The organism is Ruegeria sp. YTSA108, assembly GCF_059610185.1.
This window is the reverse complement of record NZ_JBXWND010000001.1, coordinates 404633-426271: the sequence shown is the minus strand read 5'-3', so window position 1 is coordinate 426271 and position 21639 is coordinate 404633. Positions and strand designations below refer to the sequence as shown.

Annotated in this window: 20 protein-coding genes; 8 read left to right on the top strand and 12 right to left on the bottom strand. The window is 57.6% G+C overall.

Going from position 1 to position 21639, the window contains the following annotated elements; all coding sequences use genetic code 11:
• The first annotated feature begins 130 nt into the window (after positions 1-130).
• Positions 131-2083 carry a 4Fe-4S binding protein gene (locus AC2FHW_RS02115; protein WP_496677793.1) on the top strand — a complete coding sequence of 651 codons (1953 nt, stop codon included), beginning with the start codon at positions 131-133 and terminating at the stop codon, positions 2081-2083.
• Here AC2FHW_RS02115 and AC2FHW_RS02110 read toward each other — a convergent pair.
• Entirely contained in the window at positions 2077-2805 is a 729-nt protein-coding gene (locus AC2FHW_RS02110) for a c-type cytochrome (RefSeq protein ID WP_496728150.1), read from the bottom strand. The genes AC2FHW_RS02115 and AC2FHW_RS02110 overlap by 7 nt on opposite strands.
• A gap of 110 nt (positions 2806-2915) precedes the next feature.
• Here AC2FHW_RS02110 and AC2FHW_RS02105 point away from each other — a divergent pair, with 110 nt between their 5' ends.
• Genes AC2FHW_RS02105 through AC2FHW_RS02095 form a run of 3 tightly spaced genes read left to right on the top strand, consistent with a single transcriptional unit; the run spans position 2916 to position 5148 of the window.
• The gene (locus AC2FHW_RS02105; protein WP_142634347.1) at positions 2916-3977 is read left to right on the top strand and encodes an Mrp/NBP35 family ATP-binding protein; all 1062 of its coding nucleotides are present in this window, start codon (positions 2916-2918) and stop codon (positions 3975-3977) included.
• The gene (locus AC2FHW_RS02100) at positions 3974-4669 is read left to right on the top strand and encodes a biotin/lipoate--protein ligase family protein (protein ID WP_496821359.1); all 696 of its coding nucleotides are present in this window, start codon (positions 3974-3976) and stop codon (positions 4667-4669) included. The genes AC2FHW_RS02105 and AC2FHW_RS02100 overlap by 4 nt, the downstream gene beginning before the upstream one ends.
• The gene (locus AC2FHW_RS02095) at positions 4669-5148 is read left to right on the top strand and encodes a DUF6505 family protein (protein WP_142634342.1); all 480 of its coding nucleotides are present in this window, start codon (positions 4669-4671) and stop codon (positions 5146-5148) included. Before AC2FHW_RS02100 ends, AC2FHW_RS02095 begins: the two co-directional genes overlap by 1 nt.
• Before the next feature lie 3 nt (positions 5149-5151).
• Here the strand turns inward: AC2FHW_RS02095 and AC2FHW_RS02090 are convergent, their stop codons facing one another.
• From AC2FHW_RS02090 to acs, 8 genes are all read right to left on the bottom strand, one after another.
• Complete coding sequence (locus tag AC2FHW_RS02090; RefSeq protein ID WP_142634340.1) at positions 5152-5652, bottom strand: flavin reductase family protein; 501 nt, start codon at positions 5650-5652, stop codon at positions 5152-5154.
• Between the two features lie 88 nt (positions 5653-5740).
• On the bottom strand, positions 5741-7153 hold the full coding sequence (locus tag AC2FHW_RS02085; protein ID WP_142634338.1) for a 3'-5' exonuclease: 1413 nt from the start codon (positions 7151-7153) through the stop codon (positions 5741-5743).
• Position 7154: 1 nt separating this feature from the next.
• Positions 7155-7673: a hypothetical protein gene (locus AC2FHW_RS02080; protein ID WP_142634335.1), complete on the bottom strand. Its 519-nt coding sequence runs from the start codon at positions 7671-7673 to the stop codon at positions 7155-7157.
• Positions 7674-7699: 26 nt separating this feature from the next.
• Complete coding sequence (locus AC2FHW_RS02075) at positions 7700-9523, bottom strand: DUF294 nucleotidyltransferase-like domain-containing protein (RefSeq protein WP_496821358.1); 1824 nt, start codon at positions 9521-9523, stop codon at positions 7700-7702.
• Between the two features lie 111 nt (positions 9524-9634).
• Positions 9635-11419, bottom strand: coding sequence for a sodium:solute symporter family protein (locus AC2FHW_RS02070; protein WP_142634331.1), 1785 nt, complete (start codon positions 11417-11419; stop codon positions 9635-9637).
• 6 nt (positions 11420-11425) lie between these two features.
• Positions 11426-11710, bottom strand: a complete 285-nt coding sequence (locus tag AC2FHW_RS02065) for a DUF4212 domain-containing protein (RefSeq protein ID WP_142634329.1) — start codon at positions 11708-11710, stop codon at positions 11426-11428.
• A gap of 184 nt (positions 11711-11894) precedes the next feature.
• Complete coding sequence (locus AC2FHW_RS02060) at positions 11895-12578, bottom strand: adenylate kinase (RefSeq protein WP_142634327.1); 684 nt, start codon at positions 12576-12578, stop codon at positions 11895-11897.
• A 7-nt stretch (positions 12579-12585) separates the two neighbouring features.
• The gene (gene acs / locus AC2FHW_RS02055; protein ID WP_142634325.1) at positions 12586-14550 is read right to left on the bottom strand and encodes an acetate--CoA ligase; all 1965 of its coding nucleotides are present in this window, start codon (positions 14548-14550) and stop codon (positions 12586-12588) included.
• 428 nt (positions 14551-14978) lie between these two features.
• Between acs and AC2FHW_RS02050 the strand changes: the two genes are divergently transcribed.
• From AC2FHW_RS02050 to AC2FHW_RS02040, 3 genes are all read left to right on the top strand, one after another.
• Positions 14979-15995, top strand: coding sequence for a C4-dicarboxylate TRAP transporter substrate-binding protein (locus tag AC2FHW_RS02050; RefSeq protein WP_271946606.1), 1017 nt, complete (start codon positions 14979-14981; stop codon positions 15993-15995).
• Between the two features lie 65 nt (positions 15996-16060).
• Positions 16061-16690: a TRAP transporter small permease subunit gene (locus AC2FHW_RS02045; protein ID WP_142634321.1), complete on the top strand. Its 630-nt coding sequence runs from the start codon at positions 16061-16063 to the stop codon at positions 16688-16690.
• Between the two features lie 3 nt (positions 16691-16693).
• Positions 16694-18097 (top strand): TRAP transporter large permease, encoded by a 1404-nt coding sequence (locus AC2FHW_RS02040; RefSeq protein ID WP_142634319.1) that lies wholly within the window; start codon positions 16694-16696, stop codon positions 18095-18097.
• A 67-nt stretch (positions 18098-18164) separates the two neighbouring features.
• Here the strand turns inward: AC2FHW_RS02040 and ocd are convergent, their stop codons facing one another.
• From ocd to rocF, 3 genes are read right to left on the bottom strand one after another with little or no spacing between them, the layout of a single operon-like run.
• The gene (ocd, locus tag AC2FHW_RS02035) at positions 18165-19205 is read right to left on the bottom strand and encodes an ornithine cyclodeaminase (protein ID WP_142634317.1); all 1041 of its coding nucleotides are present in this window, start codon (positions 19203-19205) and stop codon (positions 18165-18167) included.
• 9 nt (positions 19206-19214) lie between these two features.
• Positions 19215-20135, bottom strand: a complete 921-nt coding sequence (gene ctlX, locus AC2FHW_RS02030) for a citrulline utilization hydrolase CtlX (protein ID WP_496728152.1) — start codon at positions 20133-20135, stop codon at positions 19215-19217.
• Positions 20135-21055 (bottom strand): arginase, encoded by a 921-nt coding sequence (gene rocF, locus AC2FHW_RS02025; protein WP_282021333.1) that lies wholly within the window; start codon positions 21053-21055, stop codon positions 20135-20137. Before rocF ends, ctlX begins: the two co-directional genes overlap by 1 nt.
• Positions 21056-21141: 86 nt before the next feature.
• Between rocF and AC2FHW_RS02020 the strand changes: the two genes are divergently transcribed.
• On the top strand, positions 21142-21570 hold the full coding sequence (locus tag AC2FHW_RS02020; RefSeq protein WP_142634311.1) for an Lrp/AsnC family transcriptional regulator: 429 nt from the start codon (positions 21142-21144) through the stop codon (positions 21568-21570).
• Positions 21571-21639 lie beyond the last annotated feature (69 nt).

The window sequence follows — 21639 nt, the reverse complement described above, 5'->3', positions numbered from 1 at the left end:
TCACCGATTGTTTACGGTCCTCGCGGCTATTATCGGGCCTTGTTCCTGCGATCCGGCCCCCACGGGCATTGCTACTTTCTTCAGAGGTTCTAAGCTGACCTTGGACTGGGGAGGACATCCGGGGGAGGTTATGGGTACGAGATTGCTGCTATGTGACTGTGCGGGAACGCAAACCATTGACGCTGAGAAACTATCGTCAGCTTGCGATGTCGCCTGCTCCAGAATTCACACCGCATTATGTACGAAAGAACTGGAAAGCGTCGCACAGCCGCTGCAAGAGGGCAAAGTCGTAATAGCCTGTACACAAGAGCAGGATGTTTTTCTGGCACTGGCCGATGAGTTAGGTGTCGAAGTGCCAGGGTTTGTCGATCTTCGCGATCGTGCCGGGTGGTCTGAACAAGGGCAGGATGCTGCCCCCAAAATGGCCGCGCTGGCTGCTGAGGCGGTGTTGCCTCAGCCGATCACACCCAGTGTCGATGTGGTCAGCGAAGGGACGTGTTTCATCGTCGGGCCCGGCGCGCTGAGCTTTGAAGTGGCAGAACGCCTGTCGGACCAGTTGGCCGTGACGGTCTTGGCTACTGATGACATGGACCCCATGTCGCGCAGCTTTGATGTGGTGCGCGGGCGCGTTCGTACTGTGAAAGGTGCGCTGGGCGGGTTTTCGATTAAGCTGGATGCGTTGCAACAGCTTGAACCCGGTGGGCGCGGGGCCTTTGGCTGGACCGAACCGCGCGACGGGGCGAACTCCTCATGCGATATAGTTGTGGATCTGACCGGCGGCACGCCTCTGGTTCAGGCCCCAGCCAAGCGCGAAGGGTATTTGCGAGCTGATCCCAAAGATGCGGTCGCTGTCGAACGGCTGGCGTTTGAGGCCATGCAACTGGTCGGGACATTTGAAAAGCCTCTCTATGTCCGGTTGGAAGAATCCCTATGTGCGCATTCCCGTGCAGAACAGGTCGGGTGTACGAATTGCCTGGATATCTGCCCGACGGGGGCGATCACCCCTGCGGGCGAACATGTAGCCATCGACCCTATGGTTTGCGCAGGGTGCGGAGAATGCGCGGCGGTTTGCCCATCTACCGCGATAACTTACGAGGATCCGCCCGTTTCTGCGCTGCTGTCACGGATGCACATTCTGTCGCGCACCTACCGGCGTGCAGGCGGGCAAGCACCCCGGCTGTTGGTGCATGACGCGCATGGGGCCGAAATGATCCGCCTGTCCGCCCGTTTCGGACGCGGGATTCCAGCGGATGTGATCCCGCTAGAACTGAACGTGATCTCGGGCTTTGGCCATGCCGAGATGCTGGCCGCGCTGGCGCATGGGTTTGCGCGGGTTGATGTGCTGCTGGCCCCAACAACCGAAAGGGATGCCTTGGATCGCGAACTGGCGCTGGCGCAGGCTATCGCTGGGACTGCAGTGTTGGCACTGATCGATGAGGCTGATCCCGATGCGCTGTCCGACCTGCTATATGCGCAGGACGTGCCGCCCCCCTTGGCCGACACGGTTCTGCCGCTGGGAAATCGCAGGCAGATTACGCGACTGGCCGCACAGGCGCTGAACCCGCAGGCCGCAGCCCCGTTGCCCTTGCCCGAGAATGCACCCTATGGGGCCATCGCGGTGGATACGGACGCCTGTACATTGTGCCTCAGCTGCGTGTCCCTTTGTCCGTCAGGCGCTTTGGCCGACAACCCGGATATGCCGCAGCTGAACTTCCAACAGGATGCCTGTCTGCAATGTGGCCTATGCCGAACAATCTGCCCCGAGAATGCGATAACTCTGGTACCGCAACTGGATTTAAGTGATGCGGCCCTGTCTCAGGACGTGTTGAACGAAGAAGACCCTTTTGCGTGTGTGGAATGCGGTGCCCTCTTTGGTGTCAAATCGACCGTCGAACGTATCATGGAAAAGCTGTCTGGTACGCATCCGATGTTTGCGACATCCGAACAGGCGCGCATGATCCAGATGTGTGACAACTGTCGTGTGAACGCGCAGTTCCAGCACAAGGACAACCCGTTTCAGTCAAACCCGAAACCCAAAGTCGTCACGACCGAGGACTATTTCTCGAAAAGAAAGGATCATTGAAGCTGTAGCGGCGCGCCCAGATCTGCTGCCTCGATGGCCGAGACAAAGGCCAGAATCGCCTCTAACTCCTCCAGCGTCATCTCGACCGGGTGGATTGGCGAAGGACGCAGAGGGTCAAAGGGCGGGGTTACGTCCTCAATCTGTGTGAAAGCGGGATGAGGGTTCAGGGCAAAGAAGGCCTCGAACCGTTCGGACCAGTCCGGCATAGCCCGCAGCACAGCGAATGAGGGGGTTGAGCCAAGCCCGTTCATCTGGTTCTGCGGACCGATCACATGGCAGCGCCCGCAATGGGTCATCGACAGCTCCGCACCCAGGACAGCGTCGCCGTCGATCTTGTCGGTCTCGGTCGCGGCCTCGACCGTTAAGCTGGCGGAATAGGGCGGGCCGCTTTCGGGCGCGAAACTCTCAACGGTGCGCTTGCCGATGTCAGACAGCAGCCAGTCCCGAAACCGAAGCTGCTTTGTGTCGTCCAGTATGCGCAGGTGGTAAGTGACCCCGTGACGCGCGAAAACCGGATCGCCTGGCGGTGATCCACCCAGAGACATAGCGCCGGTATCGTCCGCAACGACGCGTATCCCGGTCTTGAGAGAAAAACGCGGAAGAATATGTTGCAACAGACCAGAGTCTGTAACCTCATCCGGGGCGGCAAGCCCCAGCGCCTCTTGCGACCAAGAGGGGGTAGCAGAGAGCAGCAAGCTCAGGCAAAAGAAGGTAACCCGCATGGAGGCAGCTTATCGGCCTGCGCCCGAATGCGTCAAATGAACGAAAAAAAGACGGAGACACATGCAATGAAACGTATCCCAACGACCGGGCAAACCAAAAGGGTAATGGCATGAGTGTTCGTGACGCGGTTCTGGCGAACCTGAAGAAAATCACCGATCCGGTTTCAGGCCAGGATATCGTCAGCGCCGGAGTTGTCCGCGCGTTGAATGTCGATGGCGATACAGTGCGCTTTGTGCTTGAGATTGATCCGAAACAGGCAGAGCGGATGGAGCCGGTGCGCGCCGCCGCCGAGCAGGCTGCGCAGTTGGTGGAGGGGGTCGACAAGGTTTCCGCCATGATGACTGCGCATTCCGAAAAGGCCCCGCCTGAACTGAAGCCCAAGCCGAAACCATCTCAGACAGGTCCGCAGGCCGTTCCGGGTGTCGATCGGATCATCGCCGTTGCATCCGGTAAGGGCGGAGTCGGTAAATCCACCGTATCCGCAAATCTGGCTTGTGCTTTGGCTGCAGAAGGGCGGCGTGTCGGGTTGTTGGATGCTGATGTCTATGGCCCTTCACAGCCTCGGATGCTGGGTGTCTCTGGCCGCCCGGCCAGCCCGGATGGCAAAACGATCCTGCCCCTGCGCAATCATGGCGTCACGATGATGTCGATGGGACTGATGACCAACGAAGGGCAGGCGGTCGTCTGGCGTGGTCCGATGCTGATGGGCGCGCTTCAACAGATGATGGGACAGGTTCAGTGGGGAGCATTGGATGTATTGATTGTCGACCTACCGCCGGGCACCGGCGATGTGCAACTGACGCTCAGCCAGAAGTTCAAGGTGGACGGGGCCATCGTGGTGTCGACCCCGCAGGACGTGGCCCTGATCGACGCGCGCAAAGGGATCGATATGTTCAATCAGCTCAAGACGCCGATTATTGGAATGATCGAGAATATGTCGACCCATATCTGTTCGAATTGCGGTCATGAGGAGCACGTGTTCGGCCATGGCGGCGTCGCCGCTGAGGCCGAGGCGCTGGGCATTCCGCTGCTTGGTGAGATTCCGCTGCATCTGGATATCCGGGTTGCGGCGGATGGGGGCGCGCCCATCGTTGTCAGCAAGCCGGACAGCGCACAGGCCGAAGCTTTCCGCAAGATTGCCCGCGACATGATCACCAAGGGCAATGCATGACCCAGCCGGTCTTTCCTCCGTTGCTGACTGGACATGCCGTTCACGGCGGGGAAGACCCGTTCGAACGCGCCCAGGCGATGGCAGCGCTGGGCTGTGATGCCGGAACGGTGGTCTACAACATTCAGGCCAACCGTTTGCGCGTTGCCATTGTATTTGCACCTGAGGTTCCATTGCAGGATGCCATGGTGATGTTGCCGCTTTGCGGAGTTGGGTTTCAGAATGCGCTGGGCGCTCTGGCCCCGCCCGAGGTTGCCGTTCATCTGGACTGGGGCGGCCCTATCTGTGTGAATGGTGCGACCTGCGGCAAGTTTCAGGTTGCTGCGTCGACTTCAGACCCTCAGATTGAGCCTGACTGGTTGATTGTCGGCTGGGAGCTGGCCTTGCTACAGACCAGCACTGCGCCAGGCCAGACCCCGGATATCACAGCGCTCTATGATGAAGGGTGTGCCGAGGTCCAGCCTGTCCAGCTGGTCGAAAGCTGGTCGCGCCACATGCTGACATGGCTCAACCGTTGGCAAGAAGACGGCAACGCGCCCCTGCACAGCGAATGGTTGGGGCTGCTGCGTGGTGTTGGCGAACCCTTTGGCGAGATCGGGGTTTTTTTGGGCACTGATGAACGGTTTGGCATGCTTATCCGCAATGGTGCAGACACCCGCCTGCACCCGCTGACTGACTTACTGGAGAACGGATGATGAAACTGGCCCGTGCGATCCATTTCGATGAAAGCGACATGAATGTGTTTCATTCTCCGGCGAGAACGGGTGAATGGTGCATTTCCGGCGGGTTCGAGTTTTCGAATTGGGGCGAAGGCGATTTGGAGGGTAAAGCCCGCCAGGCCTTTGCGAATGGTTGGTTGGGGGTTGAGACATTCGGCCGGGTGACCTTTGTAGCAGTGACGCAGGTTGAACAGGCTGAGATCGACCAGATTGCCCGGAATTTGGCGGAACATTTCGTGCAATTTTACGGAGCCCCATCGGTCGAGGCCGCCATGGGTGTTGCGCAGGAAGAGATCGCGCATATGGCAGAGCTATGCGATGATCACGCCGCCAATACCTTGCTGACGGTCGCCCGTGAGCTGTCTGAAACCGGGGTGCTTGAGGCGTTTCGCATCATCACACCGCAGGAAACCCAGCTTGAGGCGCTGGCCGTCCACGGATCGCTGGACGAATAGGGCTTATAGAAGATCGGCAAACCCGCCGAACTGACCGCGTTTGAAGATCAGACCTTTGCCGGTGCGGAACATGGCCTGTTCGACTTCACCCACGATGATCAGATGATCCCCTGCCTCGTGCCGGGCATGAAGCTGGCAGTCGAAGCGCGCCAGACAATCCGCCAGACGAGGGCGACCACGGTGATCTGCGGCCCAGTTGACATGTGAAAAATCCGCACCCTCGCGCGCGAATTTTAGGGCCTGTTCCTGCTGTTCCTCAGCCATCACATGGATCGAATAGTGATCGCAGTCTTTGAAAGCGTCGAACCGGTTCGAATCCTTCGCCAGGCACCACAGCACCAGCGGAGGCGTCAGCGAGACCGAGGAAAACGAATTGACCGTGATTGCGCGGGGCCCCAGCGCTGTTTCGGTGGTGACGACCGTGACCCCGGTTCCAAAACACCCCAATGCTTCGCGAAACGCGGTGCTGTTGTCCGGGGTTGGGGTGAAGGTGCGGTCCGTCATCTCACGCTCATTCTGTGGCCGCGCCTCAGGTGCCACGGCAAGTCGGGATTGTCCATGAAAAGCTGCGCCTGAGGTGCATATTACGCCCTCAGTTCAGGTCCTCAAGCAGACGACCGTGCCGGCGGGTTGCTTCGATGACCTCGCCAAACGTATTCATCCCGCGCGCTTGCAGCATCGGAAGCATCCGAACCAGCGCCTCGGCGGTGGCAACTGCATCACCCAATGCCGTATGGCGCAGCTCATGCGGAATTGTAATGTCCAGCCGTTCGCACAGCGCGTCCAAAGTGTGCGTGTCGCTGGCGCCGAACAGGACCGCTGATAGCAGGACCGTATCCAGTACGGGATGCGTCCACTCAACTTTCATACGGTCGGCGTGGCGTCGCAGAAACGCCATATCAAAAGGTGCATTATGCGCCACGATTACGGCATTTCGCGCGAATTCGTGAAAGATACGCCCGGCTTCGGCGATTTCCGGCGCGCCTTCGACCATTCGATCCGTGATCTTGTGAACCTTGGTCGAGGCGGCAGGGATCGGCATGACCGGGTTCACCAGCATATCCAGCCTTTCGCCTTCGACCATCCGTCCATTTACCACACGGACTGCGCCGATCTGGACGATCTCGTCTTTGTGCGGCAGCAGGCCTGTGGTTTCGGTGTCGAAGACAACAAAACAAAGCTCGCGCAGAGGCAATGTCTCGAATGATTGGTCGGTGGATGTGTTCAGCAAACCAAAGTCATAGACCAGAGGTCTGGCAGCCTCAGGCGCTATATTGGCGGCGCTGTCATCTAGGATTAGCATATAGCCGGAAGTTTCCCCCAGCGGTTTCATGCGGGCTGAATAGGTCTGCGCCCCATCAATGCTGGTCAGCGAACAGGATGCCTCCATCCCGGTCTTGGCCAGTTTGGCATAGGCTTTCTGCAGCGCGTCTGGCTGGAAGTAATCGAACAGTGGCGCATTCAGGCGTGGATGCGAAATCTGTGCCAGAACCTCGGCCGCCTGTCCGTCATACAAAACGAGCCTGTGAGAGGGGCTAGCCAGCAATATGGCTACAGGAATTTCAGTCAAAAGCGCCCTAAGCCTTTGCTGTTCCACAGCCAGATGCTCGGTTTCAGCAGCGACAGCCTCTGCCACGCCCATGGTCTTGTCGGACAGTTGGTTGGCCAGACCGGCAGCCGCAGGGGCCAGGTCGCCAAGATACCGCGCGGCTTGCAGATCGAGGTCGCGGCTGACACCGGCATGCGCTCGTGCGCGCAGTTCAGCGGAAAGCCTTTCGATCGGCTTGGCGACATTATCGTCGAACAATAGCCAGACAGCGGCGATCAGGGCCAGCAGACCGAACCCGATGACGATCTCTGCAAAGATGAACGCGTCGAAAAGGGCCGGATCCGCCGCTCGCCTGTAGCTGACCCAAAGCGCAACCGAGCTGACGGCAACCCCGCCGACCGCCAGCAGGCAGAAGAAGAGGAAAATCCGCAGGCGCAGGCTTAATCGGGTCAGCATGTTACACTCCGCAAGTGGCCTCGATGATCGGATCGTTGGTAGAGCCTGTTACCCAATCTGCGTTCAGCAACTGGCCGTTGTCACCAAACTCTGCCCCATCCGCCAGATTGGCGCGTTGGTTCTTGTCGCAATCCACAGCGACCGGCAATTTTGAAACCGGTGCCCAACGACCAAAGAAATACAGTTCAACGAGGCGCTGCTCAGGCACTTGGTCATTGGTGCGCACAGATAGGGTGTCGATTGCGGCAAAACGATCAACAAAGGGCATCGCATAGGTCCAGGGACGGTACAAAGCGCGGCTTTCGACCTCTTGAATGATGATCAGACCATCTGGAAGCGTATCGCGCGTGCGGTCAAACCATGAATACTCGCTGTTGATCGTCATCCCGATCATGCCAATGCCCGCCGCGACTGGTGCGGACCAACGAGGCAGGCGTCCACCTGTCAGTTTGTTGATCACCATCACGATGCCGGCTAGGGCGACGCCTGCAAATATCGTGCCGATCAGTTCTAAGAACATGAATACTCTCCAAGGTTCCTGAGGGTTTAGCCCAGCATTCCTTTACCGTGGCCGACCGCCGATTGCATTGTTTTTACCACGACAAAGGCATCTCGCAGATGACTTCGCTCAAAGTCCGAAAGATCGGAAGGGGGCAGGAAATTGTCCGGCTTCTTGTTGCCTTTCACCAGACGGGCCTGATGGTCCAGCCGCGTTTCGGCGATCAGATCGTAAGCGTCCAGCAGGTCGCGGGTACCTGAGGGGCTGAGGACGCCTGCCGCCCCAGCTGCTTTCAGGCGGGCACGTGTATTGGCCTGGGACAGTTGCCCCTGAAGGCTGTATATCCGGGCCAGGTCAACCACAGGCACAACGCCATTATGCTTTAGATCCAGCGTGTTGCGATGCTCACCCGAGCGTACCGTGGCAAACCCGCGTAACAGGCCCAGCGGCGGCGTGTGCTTTAACGAGTTCGAGATCATATGCGCCACAAAGATTGAATTCGTTTGGGCCGCGGCCAGCGTTTCGGCCTGCAGGTCATCGAACAGGTGAAATGCGCCGCCAATGGGGCGCAGGTCGAACATGACCGAGGCCAGCATCTGCGCCTCGGGGTTTGGTTTGGCGATCCACCCGCGAAAATAATCACGCCAGACACTTACCGGTTGGCACCAGCGTGGATTTGTCGCCATCATGTCGCCCGGGCAATAAAAGTACCCACATTTATCCAGCCCGTCCGACACGATTTTTGCCAGTGTCTGGAAATATGGCATGTCGTCATCGGTTACTTTGTCATCCAGCATCAAGCAGTTGTCCTGATCCGACACCCCGGTTTGTTCCTGTCGTCCCTGCGATCCGCAAGCCAGCCATAGGTAAGGCACAGGTGGTGGTCCAAGCTGTTTTTCCGCCATTGCCAGCAAACGTCTGGTGGCTGTGTCGGCGATATCGGTAATCAGGCGCGTAACGATCTCGTGGCGATTTCCGGCAGCGACAAGCTGGACCAGAAGCTGGGGAATCTCTTCGGTCACTTCTGCCATCTGCTGCGCGGTTTGCGCATTTGCTATCCGGCGCACCAACTCGGCGGAATTGACCGCCTGATAGTGGGTCAGGTCTGTCTGGGTGACAATTCCGACCAGACGCCCAGCTTCGGATACCGGAATATGGCCGATGCCGCGCTCCATCATGATGTGAAGAACATCCGATCCGATATCCGACGGCGACAGCGTCACCGGGTTTGCCGTCATTATTGCCGATACAGGGGTATCCACAGACATCCCATCGGCAACGTATTTGCCCGAGATATCTCGTAAGGTGGCGATCCCCAAAAGAATGTCCCCCTCGGTGATGCAGAGAGAGGAAATATGTCTGTCCCTCATCATCTGCGCCGCTTCGCGAACGGTGGTAATAGGGGGGCAGGTTGCGGGGTTATGTGCCATCAGAACGTCGATAGCGCTGGTTGCAAGGCTTTGGGGGCTGGAGCGTTCCGTGCGGGTCCGATCAAAGAATTTGGCGACGATTTCATGTTCGTCAATGAGGTCTCGGATCAGGTTGGGCGGGATCACCAGAAAAACCGAGTTTGCGTGCGCCTGCGCTTTGGTCGCGGCTTTACCGTCTTTCAGTAAACCGCGTTCCCCGAAAGAATTGCGCAGCCCCAGATGAGAGACAATCGCGCCGTTCCTGTCAGTGATTTCAACCTGTCCTTCGTAAATCACGAATACGCCGGGCAGGGGCGCGCCCAGTTGATACACCGGGGATCCTTCTTCGACCTCCCAAACTTCGATCTGATCAGACAGCGTTGCCAGATCATCGGCGGGCAGGGCGTCATAAGGGTGAACGGATTTCAGAAACCGCGTGATCTCGGCTTGGGGCAGGGGCATCGGATACTCCTCGGTTTCTATTCGAAAAATCCCGCCCGGTGGAATGCCGGGCGGGAGTAGTCAGTCGAAAGACACGGCCTTTGGCAAGGTGCTCAGGGGCCGCATCTCTACTCAGTGATCCTGAGCGGCACCCGCGCCACGGGGAATGCGGACGCTTTCGACCAGATCCTTGATCTCTTGCGGGGTTTCTTTGGTCATGCCAGCCACCACATAGGCGACAGTGAAGTTGACCAATGCACCGATCGCACCGAACGAAGTCGACTTGATCGTACCCAACAGAGGATCAGCATCCGTGAACGAGTTGGTATCCGGAATGAACAACCAGCCCTTGTGCAGGAAGATGTAGACCAGGGTCACAGTCAGACCAGCCAGCATACCAGCAACCGCACCGGTGTTGTTGATGCGGGTCGAGAAGATCCCCATCATCAGCGCCGGGAAGATCGAGGCAGCTGCCAGACCAAACGCCAGGGCAACGGTCTGCGCTGCAAAACCTGGAGGGTTCAGGCCCAGATATGTCGCCACAACAATGGCCACGCCCATTGCGATCCGCGCCGACAGAAGCTCGGATTTTTCCGAAATCTGCGGGTTGATCGCGCCTTTGATCAGGTCGTGTGACACAGCGGACGAGATCGCCAGCAACAGGCCCGCAGCGGTCGACAGAGCAGCCGCAAGACCACCGGCAGCGACCAGACCGATCACCCAACCCGGCAGGTTGGCAATTTCGGGGTTGGCCAGAACCAGGATGTCACGGTTGAACTTGGTCAGCTCGTTTCCGACCCAGCCCTTCTCTTCCGCAAGCGCCTGCATGTCGGCATTCTTGTCGTTATAGTACTGGATCTTGCCGTCGCCGTTCTTGTCTTCCCAGTCCAGCAGGCCGGTTTTCTTCCATGTAGCCATCCAGTCATAACGGGCGTCGTTGTCGATATCTTCGACGGATACGGCGCCACCTTCGATGCCGCCATTTGGCCACATCATGTCACTGATGTTTAGACGGGCCATTGCGCCAACCGCAGGGGCGGTCAGGTAAAGCAGTGCGATGAACACCAGCGCCCAACCGGCAGACCAGCGGGCATCAGCCACTTTCGGCACGGTGAAGAAACGCATGATTACGTGCGGCAGACCGGCCGTACCGATCATCAGCGACAGCGTGAACAGCACCATGTTCAGCGTGTCCGAGTGGTGGGCGGTGTATTCGTTAAAGCCCAACTCGGTCACGATCGCATCCAGCTTGGTCAGCAGCGGTTCACCGCTGGCGGTATCACCAAACAGACCCAGAGCCGGAACCGGATTGCCAGTCAGTTGCAGGGAAATAAAGATGGCTGGGATTGTGTAGGCGGTGATCAGCACGCAGTACTGAGCGACCTGTGTGTAGGTCACGCCCTTCATCCCCCCAAACACCGCGTAGGCGAAAACAACGGCTGCACCAATTAACAACCCGGTGGTGTTTGACACTTCAAGGAAGCGGCCAAAAGCTACGCCAACGCCGGTCATCTGGCCGATCACGTAGGTCACAGACGCTACGATCAGACAGATCACCGCCACGATACGCGCGGTCTGGCTGTAAAAGCGGTCGCCAATGAACTCTGACACGGTGAACTTGCCGAACTTACGCAGGTAAGGGGCAAGAAGCAGCGCCAGCAGCACATAACCACCGGTCCAACCCATCAGGAAGGACGAGTTGTCATAACCGGTAAAGGCGATGAGGCCCGCCATCGAGATGAACGAGGCTGCAGACATCCAGTCTGCCGCTGTCGCCATACCGTTGGTGACCGGGTGAACGCCGCGACCGGCGGCGTAGAATTCTGATGTGGACCCAGCACGGGCCCAGATCGCGATGCCGATGTAAAGCGCAAAGGACGCGCCCACAAACAGCAGGTTGATGGTAAACTGGTCCATAGGGCCTTACTCCTCCTCAACGCCGTATTCAGCGTCTAGCTTGTTCATCCGCCAGGCGTAGTTGAAGATCAGCAGCAGAAAGACCAAGATGGATCCCTGTTGCGCGAACCAAAAGCCGAGATCGGTTCCGCCGACGGAAATGCCGGACAGAAGTGGACGCAGCAAAATGCCGAATCCAAACGACACCAGCGCCCAGATCACCAGGCTGATGTAGATAAGACGCAGGTTGGCCTGCCAATAGCCCTTATCGGCTTCGGCAGTCTGCGCGGAGTGTGTTGATTGATCCGCCATCGCGGGTTCCTCCTTCGCTTCCTCTTTGAGCGGCCCGTTGTCCTAACCCTCCAGCGCGCGGGGCCACTTTTCGATATGCTTGATGCCAGGTGGCATCAGGCAAGACTTCTCTGGTCCGCCAGAGCGGGCCCTTAGAAGTTTTCCTTTAGGAATTCGGCCCTTATTGAGGGCGGGCCATATTCCCCTAGTTCATTGTGTCACTGACGATCCGTTCCAGATTGCCGGCGATGTCTTCGATATTGCCCATTGCGTTCAGACCTTTCAGAACGCCATGGTCTTGGTAATAAGTGATCAGCGGCGCGGTCTGCGCGTGATAGGCAGCCAGCCGTGAGGCGACGGTTTCAGCATTGTCATCTGCGCGGCGCTTGAACTCGGTCTTGCCGCATTTGTCGCATTTGCCTTCGACTGCGGGCGTTTTGAACCGATCATGGAACCCTTCGCCACATCCGGCACATGTGTAACGGCCGGAAATACGGATCACCATTTCAGCGTCTTCAACCTCAAGACTGATGGCTGCGTTGATCTGCTGACCGGTCTCTGACAGCAGCGCGTCCAGCGCCTGTGCCTGAACCGTGGTGCGGGGGAAGCCGTCCAGAATGACGCCCTTGGCGCAGTCCGGTTCGGCCAGACGATCCCGCAGGATTGCAATTACGATATCGTCACTGACCAGATCACCCGCCTCCATGACAGCTTTGGCGGCTTTTCCGGCTTCGGTTCCCGCGGCAACTGCCGCCCGTAACAGGTCACCCGTGCTGAGTTGGACAAGCCCGAACTTGTCTTCGAGCATACGGGCCTGTGTACCCTTCCCGGCGCCCGGGGGGCCGAGAAGGATCAGTACGGTGGGTGTAGTGATCGTGGCAGCGTCCATCACATCCTCACTTGCTTGCGCGGTTTTCGATCAAGTTGTCGACCACGGACGGATCAGCCAAGGTCGATGTGTCACCGAGCGATCCAAAATCATTCTCGGCGATCTTACGCAGGATACGGCGCATGATCTTGCCCGAGCGGGTTTTTGGCAGGCCAGGAGCCCATTGGATCACATCCGGGCTGGCAATCGGTCCGATCTCGGTCCGAACCCAGGTGCGCAGCTCTTTCACAAGCTCGTCCGAGGGTTCGCGATCATTCATCAAGGTGACATAGCAATAGATGCCTTGCCCCTTGATATCATGGGGATAGCCCACAACCGCGGCCTCGGCCACGGCAGCATGTGCCACCAGAGCGCTTTCGACCTCGGCCGTACCCATGCGGTGCCCCGAGACGTTGATCACATCGTCCACACGTCCGGTGATCCAGTAATCGCCATCCTCGTCCCGGCGGCAGCCGTCACCGGTGAAGTAGTAGCCTTTGTAGTCCGAGAAATAAGTCTTCTCGAACCGTTCATGATCGCCCCAGACCGTACGCATCTGGCCGGGCCAGCTGTCCTTGATGCACAGCACGCCTTCGACGCCGTTGCCGTCGATCTCGACCCCGGATTGCGGGTCCAGAACCACAGGCTGAATGCCAAAGAACGGCTTCATGGCCGAGCCGGGCTTCATCGCGTGGGCGCCGGGCAGGGGGGTCATCAGGTGACCACCGGTTTCGGTTTGCCACCAGGTGTCCACGATCGGGCAGCGCCCACCGCCGACAACGTCATTGTACCAGTTCCACGCTTCCGGGTTGATCGGCTCACCCACAGTGCCCAGCGTGCGCAGATCGCTCAGATCGCATTTCTCGACCCATTCATTGCCTTGCCCCATCAGGGCGCGCAAAGCGGTAGGGGCCGTGTAGAATTGATTGACCTTGTGCTTTTCACAGACCTGCCAAAAGCGGGATGCATCCGGATAGGTCGGAACACCTTCGAACATCAGCGTGGTCGCGCCATTGGCCAGCGGGCCATAGACGATATAGCTGTGGCCGGTCACCCAACCGACATCGGCGGTACACCAATAGACGTCGCCTTCATGGTAATCGAAGGTGATCTCATGCGTCATTGCCGCATAGACCAGATATCCGCCGGTGGTATGCACCACACCTTTCGGCTGACCGGTCGACCCGGAGGTATACAGAATGAACAGAGGGTCTTCGGCGTCCATTTCCGCAGGCGCGCAATAGTCATCCGCCTCGAGCGCCATTTCGTTATAGTCGTAGTCGCGCCCGTCGATCCATGTGGTCTGGCCGTTGGTACGCTTGACAACCAAGCATTTCACCGTGTCCTTGCAGTGCAGCAGGGCCGCGTCTGCGTTTGACTTCAACGGTGTCTTACGGCCGCCGCGAGGGGCCTCATCAGCTGTAATCAGAACCTTGGCGTCGCATCCGTTGACGCGTGCAGCCAGGGCATCAGGGGAAAACCCTGCAAAAACAATCGAGTGGATTGCGCCGATACGTGCGCACGCCAGCATGGCATATGCAGCCTCGGGGATCATCGGAAGATAAATGACTACACGGTCGCCTTTGCGCACGCCCATGGAAACCAGGATATTCGCCATCCGGCAGGTGCGGCGGTGCAGTTCGGCATAGGTGATGTGTTGGGCGGGTTCATTCGGGTCATCAGGTTCCCAGATGATCGCAGTCTGATCGCCGCGTGTATTCAGATGACGATCCAGGCAGTTGGCTGAAACGTTCAGAGTGCCATCCGCATACCAGTTGATCCCGACCGAGCCCAAATCATAGCTGACGTCTTTCACTTGGGTATAGGGTTTGATCCAGTCAACGCGTTTGCCCTGTTCGCCCCAGAATGCAACGGGGTCGTTTATAGAAGCCGTGTACATTTCGCCGTATTTCTTGGCATCGACATGCGCACGCGCTGAAATTTCTGCGGATGGCGGATAAACTTTGGCATCTGCCTGAGCAGCGGTTGTCATTCTGAGGTTCCTCCCTCTGGACTTAAATTCACTGGGACAATCTTGCCCGCTGAACAGGCAATGTCGACCTGTTTCCTCCCGATGCAGGATAATACGGAGATCAGAAAACAAAGAAATAAATTACAGAAATAGCAGGGTTTATTTGTTAATAAATTTCAATCTCTTTGAGGGAATTGTAAAGGAAATAGTTAGATATCAAAAAAATATATTTAAAACAATAATATAGATGTTAATCACATTTTCACTGTTTTCAAAGTGCTTGCCCGTGAAATTTACACATTTCATATTCACCTTATGATTGTTAGCGCTGGCGGGCGGTTTGCAGATTTTGGTGGGTGGTCTGGCAGGGGTTGGCACATATCGATGTTGGCGCTAGCTTTACGCTCAAGCGACCCAAAAAAGGGGGCGCATCAATGGGAGAAATCACTATGACTAAAATGTTGAGCGGTGCCGCCGTCGCCGCCCTGACTGTTGCATTCGTTACCGAAGCTGCAGCAACAGAATGGAATGCTTCGGTCTGGGGCAAACGCCGGGCCTTTACCGAACATGTCGAGAAACTGGCTGAACTGGTCAGCGAAAAAACCGGTGGCGAATTCACGATCAATGTCAGCTATGGCGGGCTGTCAAAGCCGAAAGAGAATCTGGACGGGATTGAGATCGGTGCATTCGAGATGGCGCAGTTCTGCGCAGGCTATCACCGCGACAAAAATCGGGCGATCACTGTACTTGAACTGCCGTTCCTGGGTGTGAACAATTTGGAAGAAGAGGTGGCCGTCAGCCACGCTGTATATGATCATCCCGCCGTTAAGGATGAGATGGCTCAGTGGAATGCCCGGATCATCATGACGTCGCCAATGCCCCAGTATAATATCGTTGGAACCGGTGATCCGCGCTCAACGCTTGCAGATTTTGACGGCATGCGTGTACGTGCGACTGGCGGGCTGGGCCAGGCGTTTGAGGCCGTTGGCGGTGTTCCAACATCGGTGCCCGCGACCGAGGCGTTTAATGCGATGGAATCCGGTGTTGTTGATACAGTGGCCTTTGCTCAGCACGCACATTTGTCTTTCGGCACTATCAACGAAGCCGACTGGTGGACGGCCAACCTGAACCCCGGCACTGTAAACTGTCCGGTTGTGGTCAATATCGACGCCTACGAAGCGCTGCCTGCGGAACATCGTGAAGCGCTTAACAGTTCTGTCGACGAGGCCATTGCCCATTATCTCGCCAATTACGGCGGTCTGCTGGAGCAGTGGGATGGTGTGTTGACCGAAAAAGGCGTGCAGAAAGTTCAGATCGATGAAGCCGTGCTGGAGGAATTCCGCACCAAGGCTGCTGATCCGATCCGCGAGCAGTGGATCGCTGACATGTCCGCGCAGGGTCTGCCTGCGCAGGATCTATATGATCTTGTTCAACTGACGCTGAAACAACAGCGTGGCGGGAACTGATCACGCGTTCCGGGTACCCAGCGCGGTACCCGGACACTGATTCCAATACAGAGAGGGCCAGCGGAATGGCAGGACAGGCGACGGTGCTTGCGGATGATAGCCGTCTGAGCAGGCTGGACCAGCTGCTGTTAAGGGCCGAGCGTACGCTTGCACTGATCAGCGGAATTGCCGTGTTCGGGTTAATGGTGCTGGCAGTTGTCTCGGTGAGCGGGCGCAACGCCTATAACGCGCCATTGCCGGGCTATGTCGATTGGATCGAGCAAGCCATGCCTTTGATTGCGTTTCTAGGTATCTCTTACGTACAACGCGATGGGGGCCATATCCGGATGGATATTGTCATTTCGCGGCTACACGGACGGGCTTTGTGGCTGTTCGAGTTGATTTCGGTCGTTCTCATCCTGGTGCTCATGTTGGCATTGGTCTGGGGCAGCTGGTCCCATTTCGACAGATCATTCGACTTTGGCGCACCTCTGTGGAGCCGGGACAGCTCGATCGACATTGGCATCCCGCTCTGGCCTGCCAAGTTACTGGCACCTATTGCGTTTTCGGTACTTTGCTTGCGGCTTGTGCTGCAAATCTGGGGTTATGGACGGGCCTTTGTGCTGGGCCTACAAAACCCAGTTGCGGTGCCGATGATACAGGACGCTGCTGCGCAGGCTGCCGCTGAAGCCGAACAATTCGAAGGGCAGGACTAGTAAATGGACTCGATTGAGATTGGCCTTTGGGTCACCGGTGGTCTGCTGGTTCTGGTTATCACCGGAATGCGTGTGGCTTTTGCCGCGGCTTTGGCGGGGCTGATCGGTCTGGTTTGGATATTCTGGGCCAAATTCGGATATGATCCCGACCGGTTCGGCAAGGCGCTGACCGTTGCGGTAAAAACCGCAGGGCAAGTGCCGCATTCCAAGGTTGCAGCCCATACGCTCAGCCTGATTCCGACCTTTATCCTGATCGGTTACCTTGCCTACTACGCAGGCCTGACGCGCGCGCTGTTCGAGGCTGCCAAGCGCTGGGTAGCATGGGTTCCGGGTGGGCTTGCGGTCGCAACCGTGTTCGCCACCGCTGGTTTTGCTGCGGTCTCGGGGGCATCGGTCGCGACATCTGCGGTATTTGCCCGGATCGCGATCCCGGAAATGCTGAAGGTCGGGTACAACAAACAATTTGCGGCGGGCGTAGTTGCTGCAGGTGGCACTTTGGCCTCACTGATCCCGCCCTCGGCGATCCTTGTGATTTATGCGATCATCGTGGAACAGGATGTGGGCAAACTGCTGCTCGCCGGGTTCATACCGGGAGCGTTTTCGGCGGTTATCTATGGTCTGCTGATCGTCGGCATCGCCGTTGTGTTCAAAAATGTCGGCCCGCCGGTCACTGGCTTTACTTGGAAACAGCGTTTTGCCGCGCTGCCTGGTGCCCTACCGATTGTTGCGGTGATCCTGATCATCATCTGCTTCGTCTATAACCCGTTTGGTGAAAAAGCCTGGGGCACGCCAACCGAAGGCGGGGCAATCGGTGCCTTTATCGTGTTCTGCTTCGCGCTGTTCCACGGCATGAGATGGGCAGAGTTGAAATCCGCACTGCTTGAGACCGCCAAACTGACCGCGATGATCTTTTCGATCATCTGGGGCGTGCTGATCTATGTCAGGTTCCTGGGTTTCGCCGATTTGCCAAGCGCGTTTTCCGACTGGATCACGTCGCTGACAATGTCACCCATGCTGATCCTGATCTGCATCCTGCTGGCCTATGCGGTGCTCGGCATGTTCATGGATGCCATCGGGATGCTATTGCTGACTCTTCCGGTTGTCTATCCGGCAGTTATGGCGCTGAACGGGGGCGAGGCCGTCACCGCTGCGGAAAGTACGTTTGGGATGTCCGGTCCGATGTGCGCCATCTGGTTTGGTATTTTGGTGGTGAAAATGGCCGAGTTCTGCCTGATCACGCCACCGATCGGTTTGAATTGCTTTGTCGTTGCCGGCGTCCGCCCTGATCTGAGCGTTCAGGACGTGTTCAAGGGCGTGACGCCGTTTTTCATCGCCGACGCCGTGACGATTGCGCTGCTGGTCGCCTTTCCGGGCATCGTTCTGTACCTGCCTTCGCTGGCCGGGTAATTGGCATCTGGCGAAGCCAATCTTTGGTGATACCTGCCCCCGGCTGGCGCACGGGGGCAGGGTATCTCTATTTCGCTCGCATCAGCATTCCGTACAGATCGCGCGGATCGTCAGGGTCTGCCAGCATGTCCAGGGGTTCGTAGTAATCTGTGCCCCGGACTGCGGACTGGATGTAGCGCAGGGCTGAAAAATCCTCGATCGCGAAGCCTACGCTGTCAAACAACGTGATCTGACGATCATCTTTGCGACCCTCGGCCTGTCCCGTCATGACCTGCCACAACTCGGTGACGGGATGATCGTCTTCAAGGGCCTGAATCTCGCCCTCAATACGGGTTTGTTCCGGGTATTCGACGAATATTTCAGAGCGTAGCAGGATATCCCTGTGCAGTTCGGTTTTGCCGGGACAGTCGCCGCCGATCGCGTTGATGTGGACGCCGGGGCCGACCAAGTTATCGGTCAGGATCGTGGCATTCTTCTTGTCCGCCGTGCAGGTCGTGATGATATGCGCGCCTTCGATGGCGTCCTCAGGGGATTTGCATTTCACGACCGAGAGGCCAGAGCCCGCCAGATTGGCCGCACATTTTTCGGTGGCAGCCGCGTCGGTATCGTACAAGCGAACAGTATCAATCCCGCACATGGCCTTGAAGGCGAGGCACTGAAATTCGGATTGCGCGCCATTCCCGATCATTGCCATCGTCGAGGCCGATTTAGGCGCAAGATAACTGCCGACCAGGGCAGAGGTTGCTGCGGTGCGCAATGCAGTCAGCATGGTCATTTCGGTCAGCAGGGTCGGATAGCCTGTGTAGACGTCTGCCAGCAATCCAAATGCGGTAACGGTCTGTAGGCCCTCGGAGGTATTCTTGGGGTGGCCGTTGACGTATTTAAACCCATAGGCCTCACCGTCTGAAGTTGGCATCAGTTCAATCACCCCATGCGGCGAGTGGGCAGGGATGCGGGGTGTTTTGTCAAAGCTTTCCCACCGTTTGAAATCAGCTTCGATTTGCGCCGCAATATCGGTGATCATACGTTCGACGCCGATATGGTGGACCAGTCTCATCATATTGTCGACAGACACGAACGGCACCAGGGCCTTTTCGGATGGTTGCATTAGGGGCTCCTATCGGCGGGACAGGTGGATGCCCGCAATCATGCAGCGCACGGATCCACCGGCAGTTTCAATGGTGGGAATCGAAAGCGGCAGAGGTGTCGCGCTGGCTTCGATTGTAGCGATTTGTACCGGGGTCAGGGCAGCAAGTGCCCGGCTGGACAGCGCCAGTACGGGACCATTCAGGCCGCTCAGTTCGATGGCGTTGCCAGCAAATTCAGCGATCTGATCATGGGTCAGGTCAATGACCGTGCGACCGGATTCTTCCAGCCTGGCTTTCACTGTCGCGCGGCGTTCGGGGTCCGCGATCATATCAAGACAGATCAGCGCGTATTTGGAGCCGATGCCCATCAGAACATTCGTGTGATAGACATCACGTCCTGCGGCATCATGCGCCTCGAATGCGATGGGCTCATAGTTGAAATGGGTGCAGAAACGCTCCAACAGAACGGGGTCGGCGCGGTTGGATTTGACCGTGTAGGCCACGCGGCCAATGTGGTCCAGAACCATCGCTCCGGTGCCTTCCAGCGCCAGTCTGTCCTGTTCAAGCCCGGAATAATCGATCACGTCCTGAACACGATACTCCTGTTTCAACATTTCTATGACGTCGGCGCGACGTTCGCGCCTGCGCGACGGCACAAACATCGGATAGATTGCCACATGTCCGCCGGGATGGGTCGAGAACCAGTTGTTCGGAAATACGCTGTCTGGTGTGTCGAGGTCTCCGAAATCGTCGAAGACATGAACCTTAATACCCGCATCGCGCAGCAGCGCCACCGCCTGATCATGTTCATCGCGTGCTTGGACAGACGTGGCCGCTGCCGAGCGGTTGGCCAAGGTCTGGAACGCATTGTCGTCGCGTGTCTCGGGGTTCGAAGCAAACGCATGGGGCCGGATCATCACAACGGCTGGTGGGGCTTGTAGAGATTGCATCAGAAGCTCCGGGTGGGGCGGTCAAAGATGCGGCGGCCCAGCAATGAGGCGGCCAGATCCACCATCAATTTTGCAGTGCGGCCGCGTTCGTCCAGAAACGGGTTCAATTCTACCAGATCCAGCGAGCAGACAAGACCGCTTTCGTGCAGCAGTTCCATCACTAGATGAGCCTCGCGTTCGGTCGCGCCACCTGGAACTGTTGTGCCAACTGCAGGAGCAATGGACGGATCAAGGAAATCCACATCCAGCGAAACATGAAGGATGCCATCCGCTGCCCGGACCCGCTCCAGAAAGGCCATCAGCGGTGCTTTGATGCCGTTTTCGTCGATGCTTCGCATATCGGCCAGCATTGCGCGATCCTGTTCCAGCCGAGCCCGTTCGGCTGGGTCGACCGAGCGCAGACCGATCATGCCGACCCGGTCGGTCGGAACTGGTGATGAAACCGGTGGAAAGTCGTCAAATCCGGGCTGTCCGGTGAAATAGGCTACGGGTGTCCCGTGCAGGTTGCCGCTATCGGTGCTCTCGGGTGTGTGGAAATCGCTATGCGCGTCCAGCCAGAGAACGAACAGTGGGCGTTCGATCCGCTCGGCGTGCTGTGCCATGCCCAAAACCGTGCCCATCGAAAGTGCATGATCGCCGCCCATGAAAATTGGCAGGCCTTGTGGGGCGACATCCTGCGCAACACGGCTGAGAGCCTTGGTCCAGCCGATACACTCGGGCAGGGCGAAGAGATGCGAATGTTCGGACATATCCGGAATGTCAGGTGTGATATCGCCGAGATCCCGTACGTGAAGACCGAGATCGGAAAGAGCTGATTGAAGCCCCGCAACCCGATAGGCATCGGGGCCCATCCGGCAGCCTTGTCGACGCTTGCCCGAATCCATCGGGGCGCCAACCAGAATTACGTTGTTTGTATCCATATGGAATACTACTCCGGCAATGTGGCTTGCGGATAGGGATCAAAATGCTCAAAATGGAACCGCAAGTGACATAACGGAAGTATTGAATGGACGATTTGGATGGCAAGCTTCTCAGCGCTCTGCATCGGGATGCCCGTGCTTCACTCTCGGAACTGGCGGAAACACTGGGGGTCACACGCACAACAGTGCGCAGCCGTCTGCAACGTTTGAAGCAATCCGGCGAGATTGTGGGCTTTACGGTTCTGACACGGCAGGATGTGGCGCAAAGCCCGGTCAGAGGGTTGATGATGCTGGAAATCGAAGGGCGCGGCACCGAGCGCACCATGGCCCAAATTGCCGCCATGCCACAGGTGCGGGCTGTCCATTCGACAAATGGCGGTTGGGACTTGATTGCCGAGATTGGGACCGAGACCCTGGCCGAACTGGATGAAATCCTGTTTCGCATCCGCAGGATCGAAGGGATTACGCGATCCGAAACCAACTTGCTTCTTTCTACTCGGAAAGGCCGCGTCTGATTGCTGTAGTGCTTTGAGCAGCAAGGAATATGTGTAAAAGTTGCGATGCGTTCGCCACCCGCGCAAAGG

What these genes read in the sequence shown, in the direction of transcription:
- AC2FHW_RS02115 (WP_496677793.1), top strand. Translation starts at nt 131, where the DNA reads ATGGGTACGAGATTGCTGCTATGTGACTGTGCGGGAACGCAAACCATT.
- AC2FHW_RS02110 (WP_496728150.1), bottom strand. Translation starts at nt 2,805, where the DNA reads ATGCGGGTTACCTTCTTTTGCCTGAGCTTGCTGCTCTCTGCTACCCCC.
- AC2FHW_RS02105 (WP_142634347.1), top strand. Translation starts at nt 2,916, where the DNA reads ATGAGTGTTCGTGACGCGGTTCTGGCGAACCTGAAGAAAATCACCGAT.
- AC2FHW_RS02100 (WP_496821359.1), top strand. Translation starts at nt 3,974, where the DNA reads ATGACCCAGCCGGTCTTTCCTCCGTTGCTGACTGGACATGCCGTTCAC.
- AC2FHW_RS02095 (WP_142634342.1), top strand. Translation starts at nt 4,669, where the DNA reads ATGAAACTGGCCCGTGCGATCCATTTCGATGAAAGCGACATGAATGTG.
- AC2FHW_RS02090 (WP_142634340.1), bottom strand. Translation starts at nt 5,652, where the DNA reads ATGACGGACCGCACCTTCACCCCAACCCCGGACAACAGCACCGCGTTT.
- AC2FHW_RS02085 (WP_142634338.1), bottom strand. Translation starts at nt 7,153, where the DNA reads ATGCTGACCCGATTAAGCCTGCGCCTGCGGATTTTCCTCTTCTTCTGC.
- AC2FHW_RS02080 (WP_142634335.1), bottom strand. Translation starts at nt 7,673, where the DNA reads ATGTTCTTAGAACTGATCGGCACGATATTTGCAGGCGTCGCCCTAGCC.
- AC2FHW_RS02075 (WP_496821358.1), bottom strand. Translation starts at nt 9,523, where the DNA reads ATGCCCCTGCCCCAAGCCGAGATCACGCGGTTTCTGAAATCCGTTCAC.
- AC2FHW_RS02070 (WP_142634331.1), bottom strand. Translation starts at nt 11,419, where the DNA reads ATGGACCAGTTTACCATCAACCTGCTGTTTGTGGGCGCGTCCTTTGCG.
- AC2FHW_RS02065 (WP_142634329.1), bottom strand. Translation starts at nt 11,710, where the DNA reads ATGGCGGATCAATCAACACACTCCGCGCAGACTGCCGAAGCCGATAAG.
- AC2FHW_RS02060 (WP_142634327.1), bottom strand. Translation starts at nt 12,578, where the DNA reads ATGGACGCTGCCACGATCACTACACCCACCGTACTGATCCTTCTCGGC.
- acs (WP_142634325.1), bottom strand. Translation starts at nt 14,550, where the DNA reads ATGACAACCGCTGCTCAGGCAGATGCCAAAGTTTATCCGCCATCCGCA.
- AC2FHW_RS02050 (WP_271946606.1), top strand. Translation starts at nt 14,979, where the DNA reads ATGACTAAAATGTTGAGCGGTGCCGCCGTCGCCGCCCTGACTGTTGCA.
- AC2FHW_RS02045 (WP_142634321.1), top strand. Translation starts at nt 16,061, where the DNA reads ATGGCAGGACAGGCGACGGTGCTTGCGGATGATAGCCGTCTGAGCAGG.
- AC2FHW_RS02040 (WP_142634319.1), top strand. Translation starts at nt 16,694, where the DNA reads ATGGACTCGATTGAGATTGGCCTTTGGGTCACCGGTGGTCTGCTGGTT.
- ocd (WP_142634317.1), bottom strand. Translation starts at nt 19,205, where the DNA reads ATGCAACCATCCGAAAAGGCCCTGGTGCCGTTCGTGTCTGTCGACAAT.
- ctlX (WP_496728152.1), bottom strand. Translation starts at nt 20,135, where the DNA reads ATGCAATCTCTACAAGCCCCACCAGCCGTTGTGATGATCCGGCCCCAT.
- rocF (WP_282021333.1), bottom strand. Translation starts at nt 21,055, where the DNA reads ATGGATACAAACAACGTAATTCTGGTTGGCGCCCCGATGGATTCGGGC.
- AC2FHW_RS02020 (WP_142634311.1), top strand. Translation starts at nt 21,142, where the DNA reads ATGGACGATTTGGATGGCAAGCTTCTCAGCGCTCTGCATCGGGATGCC.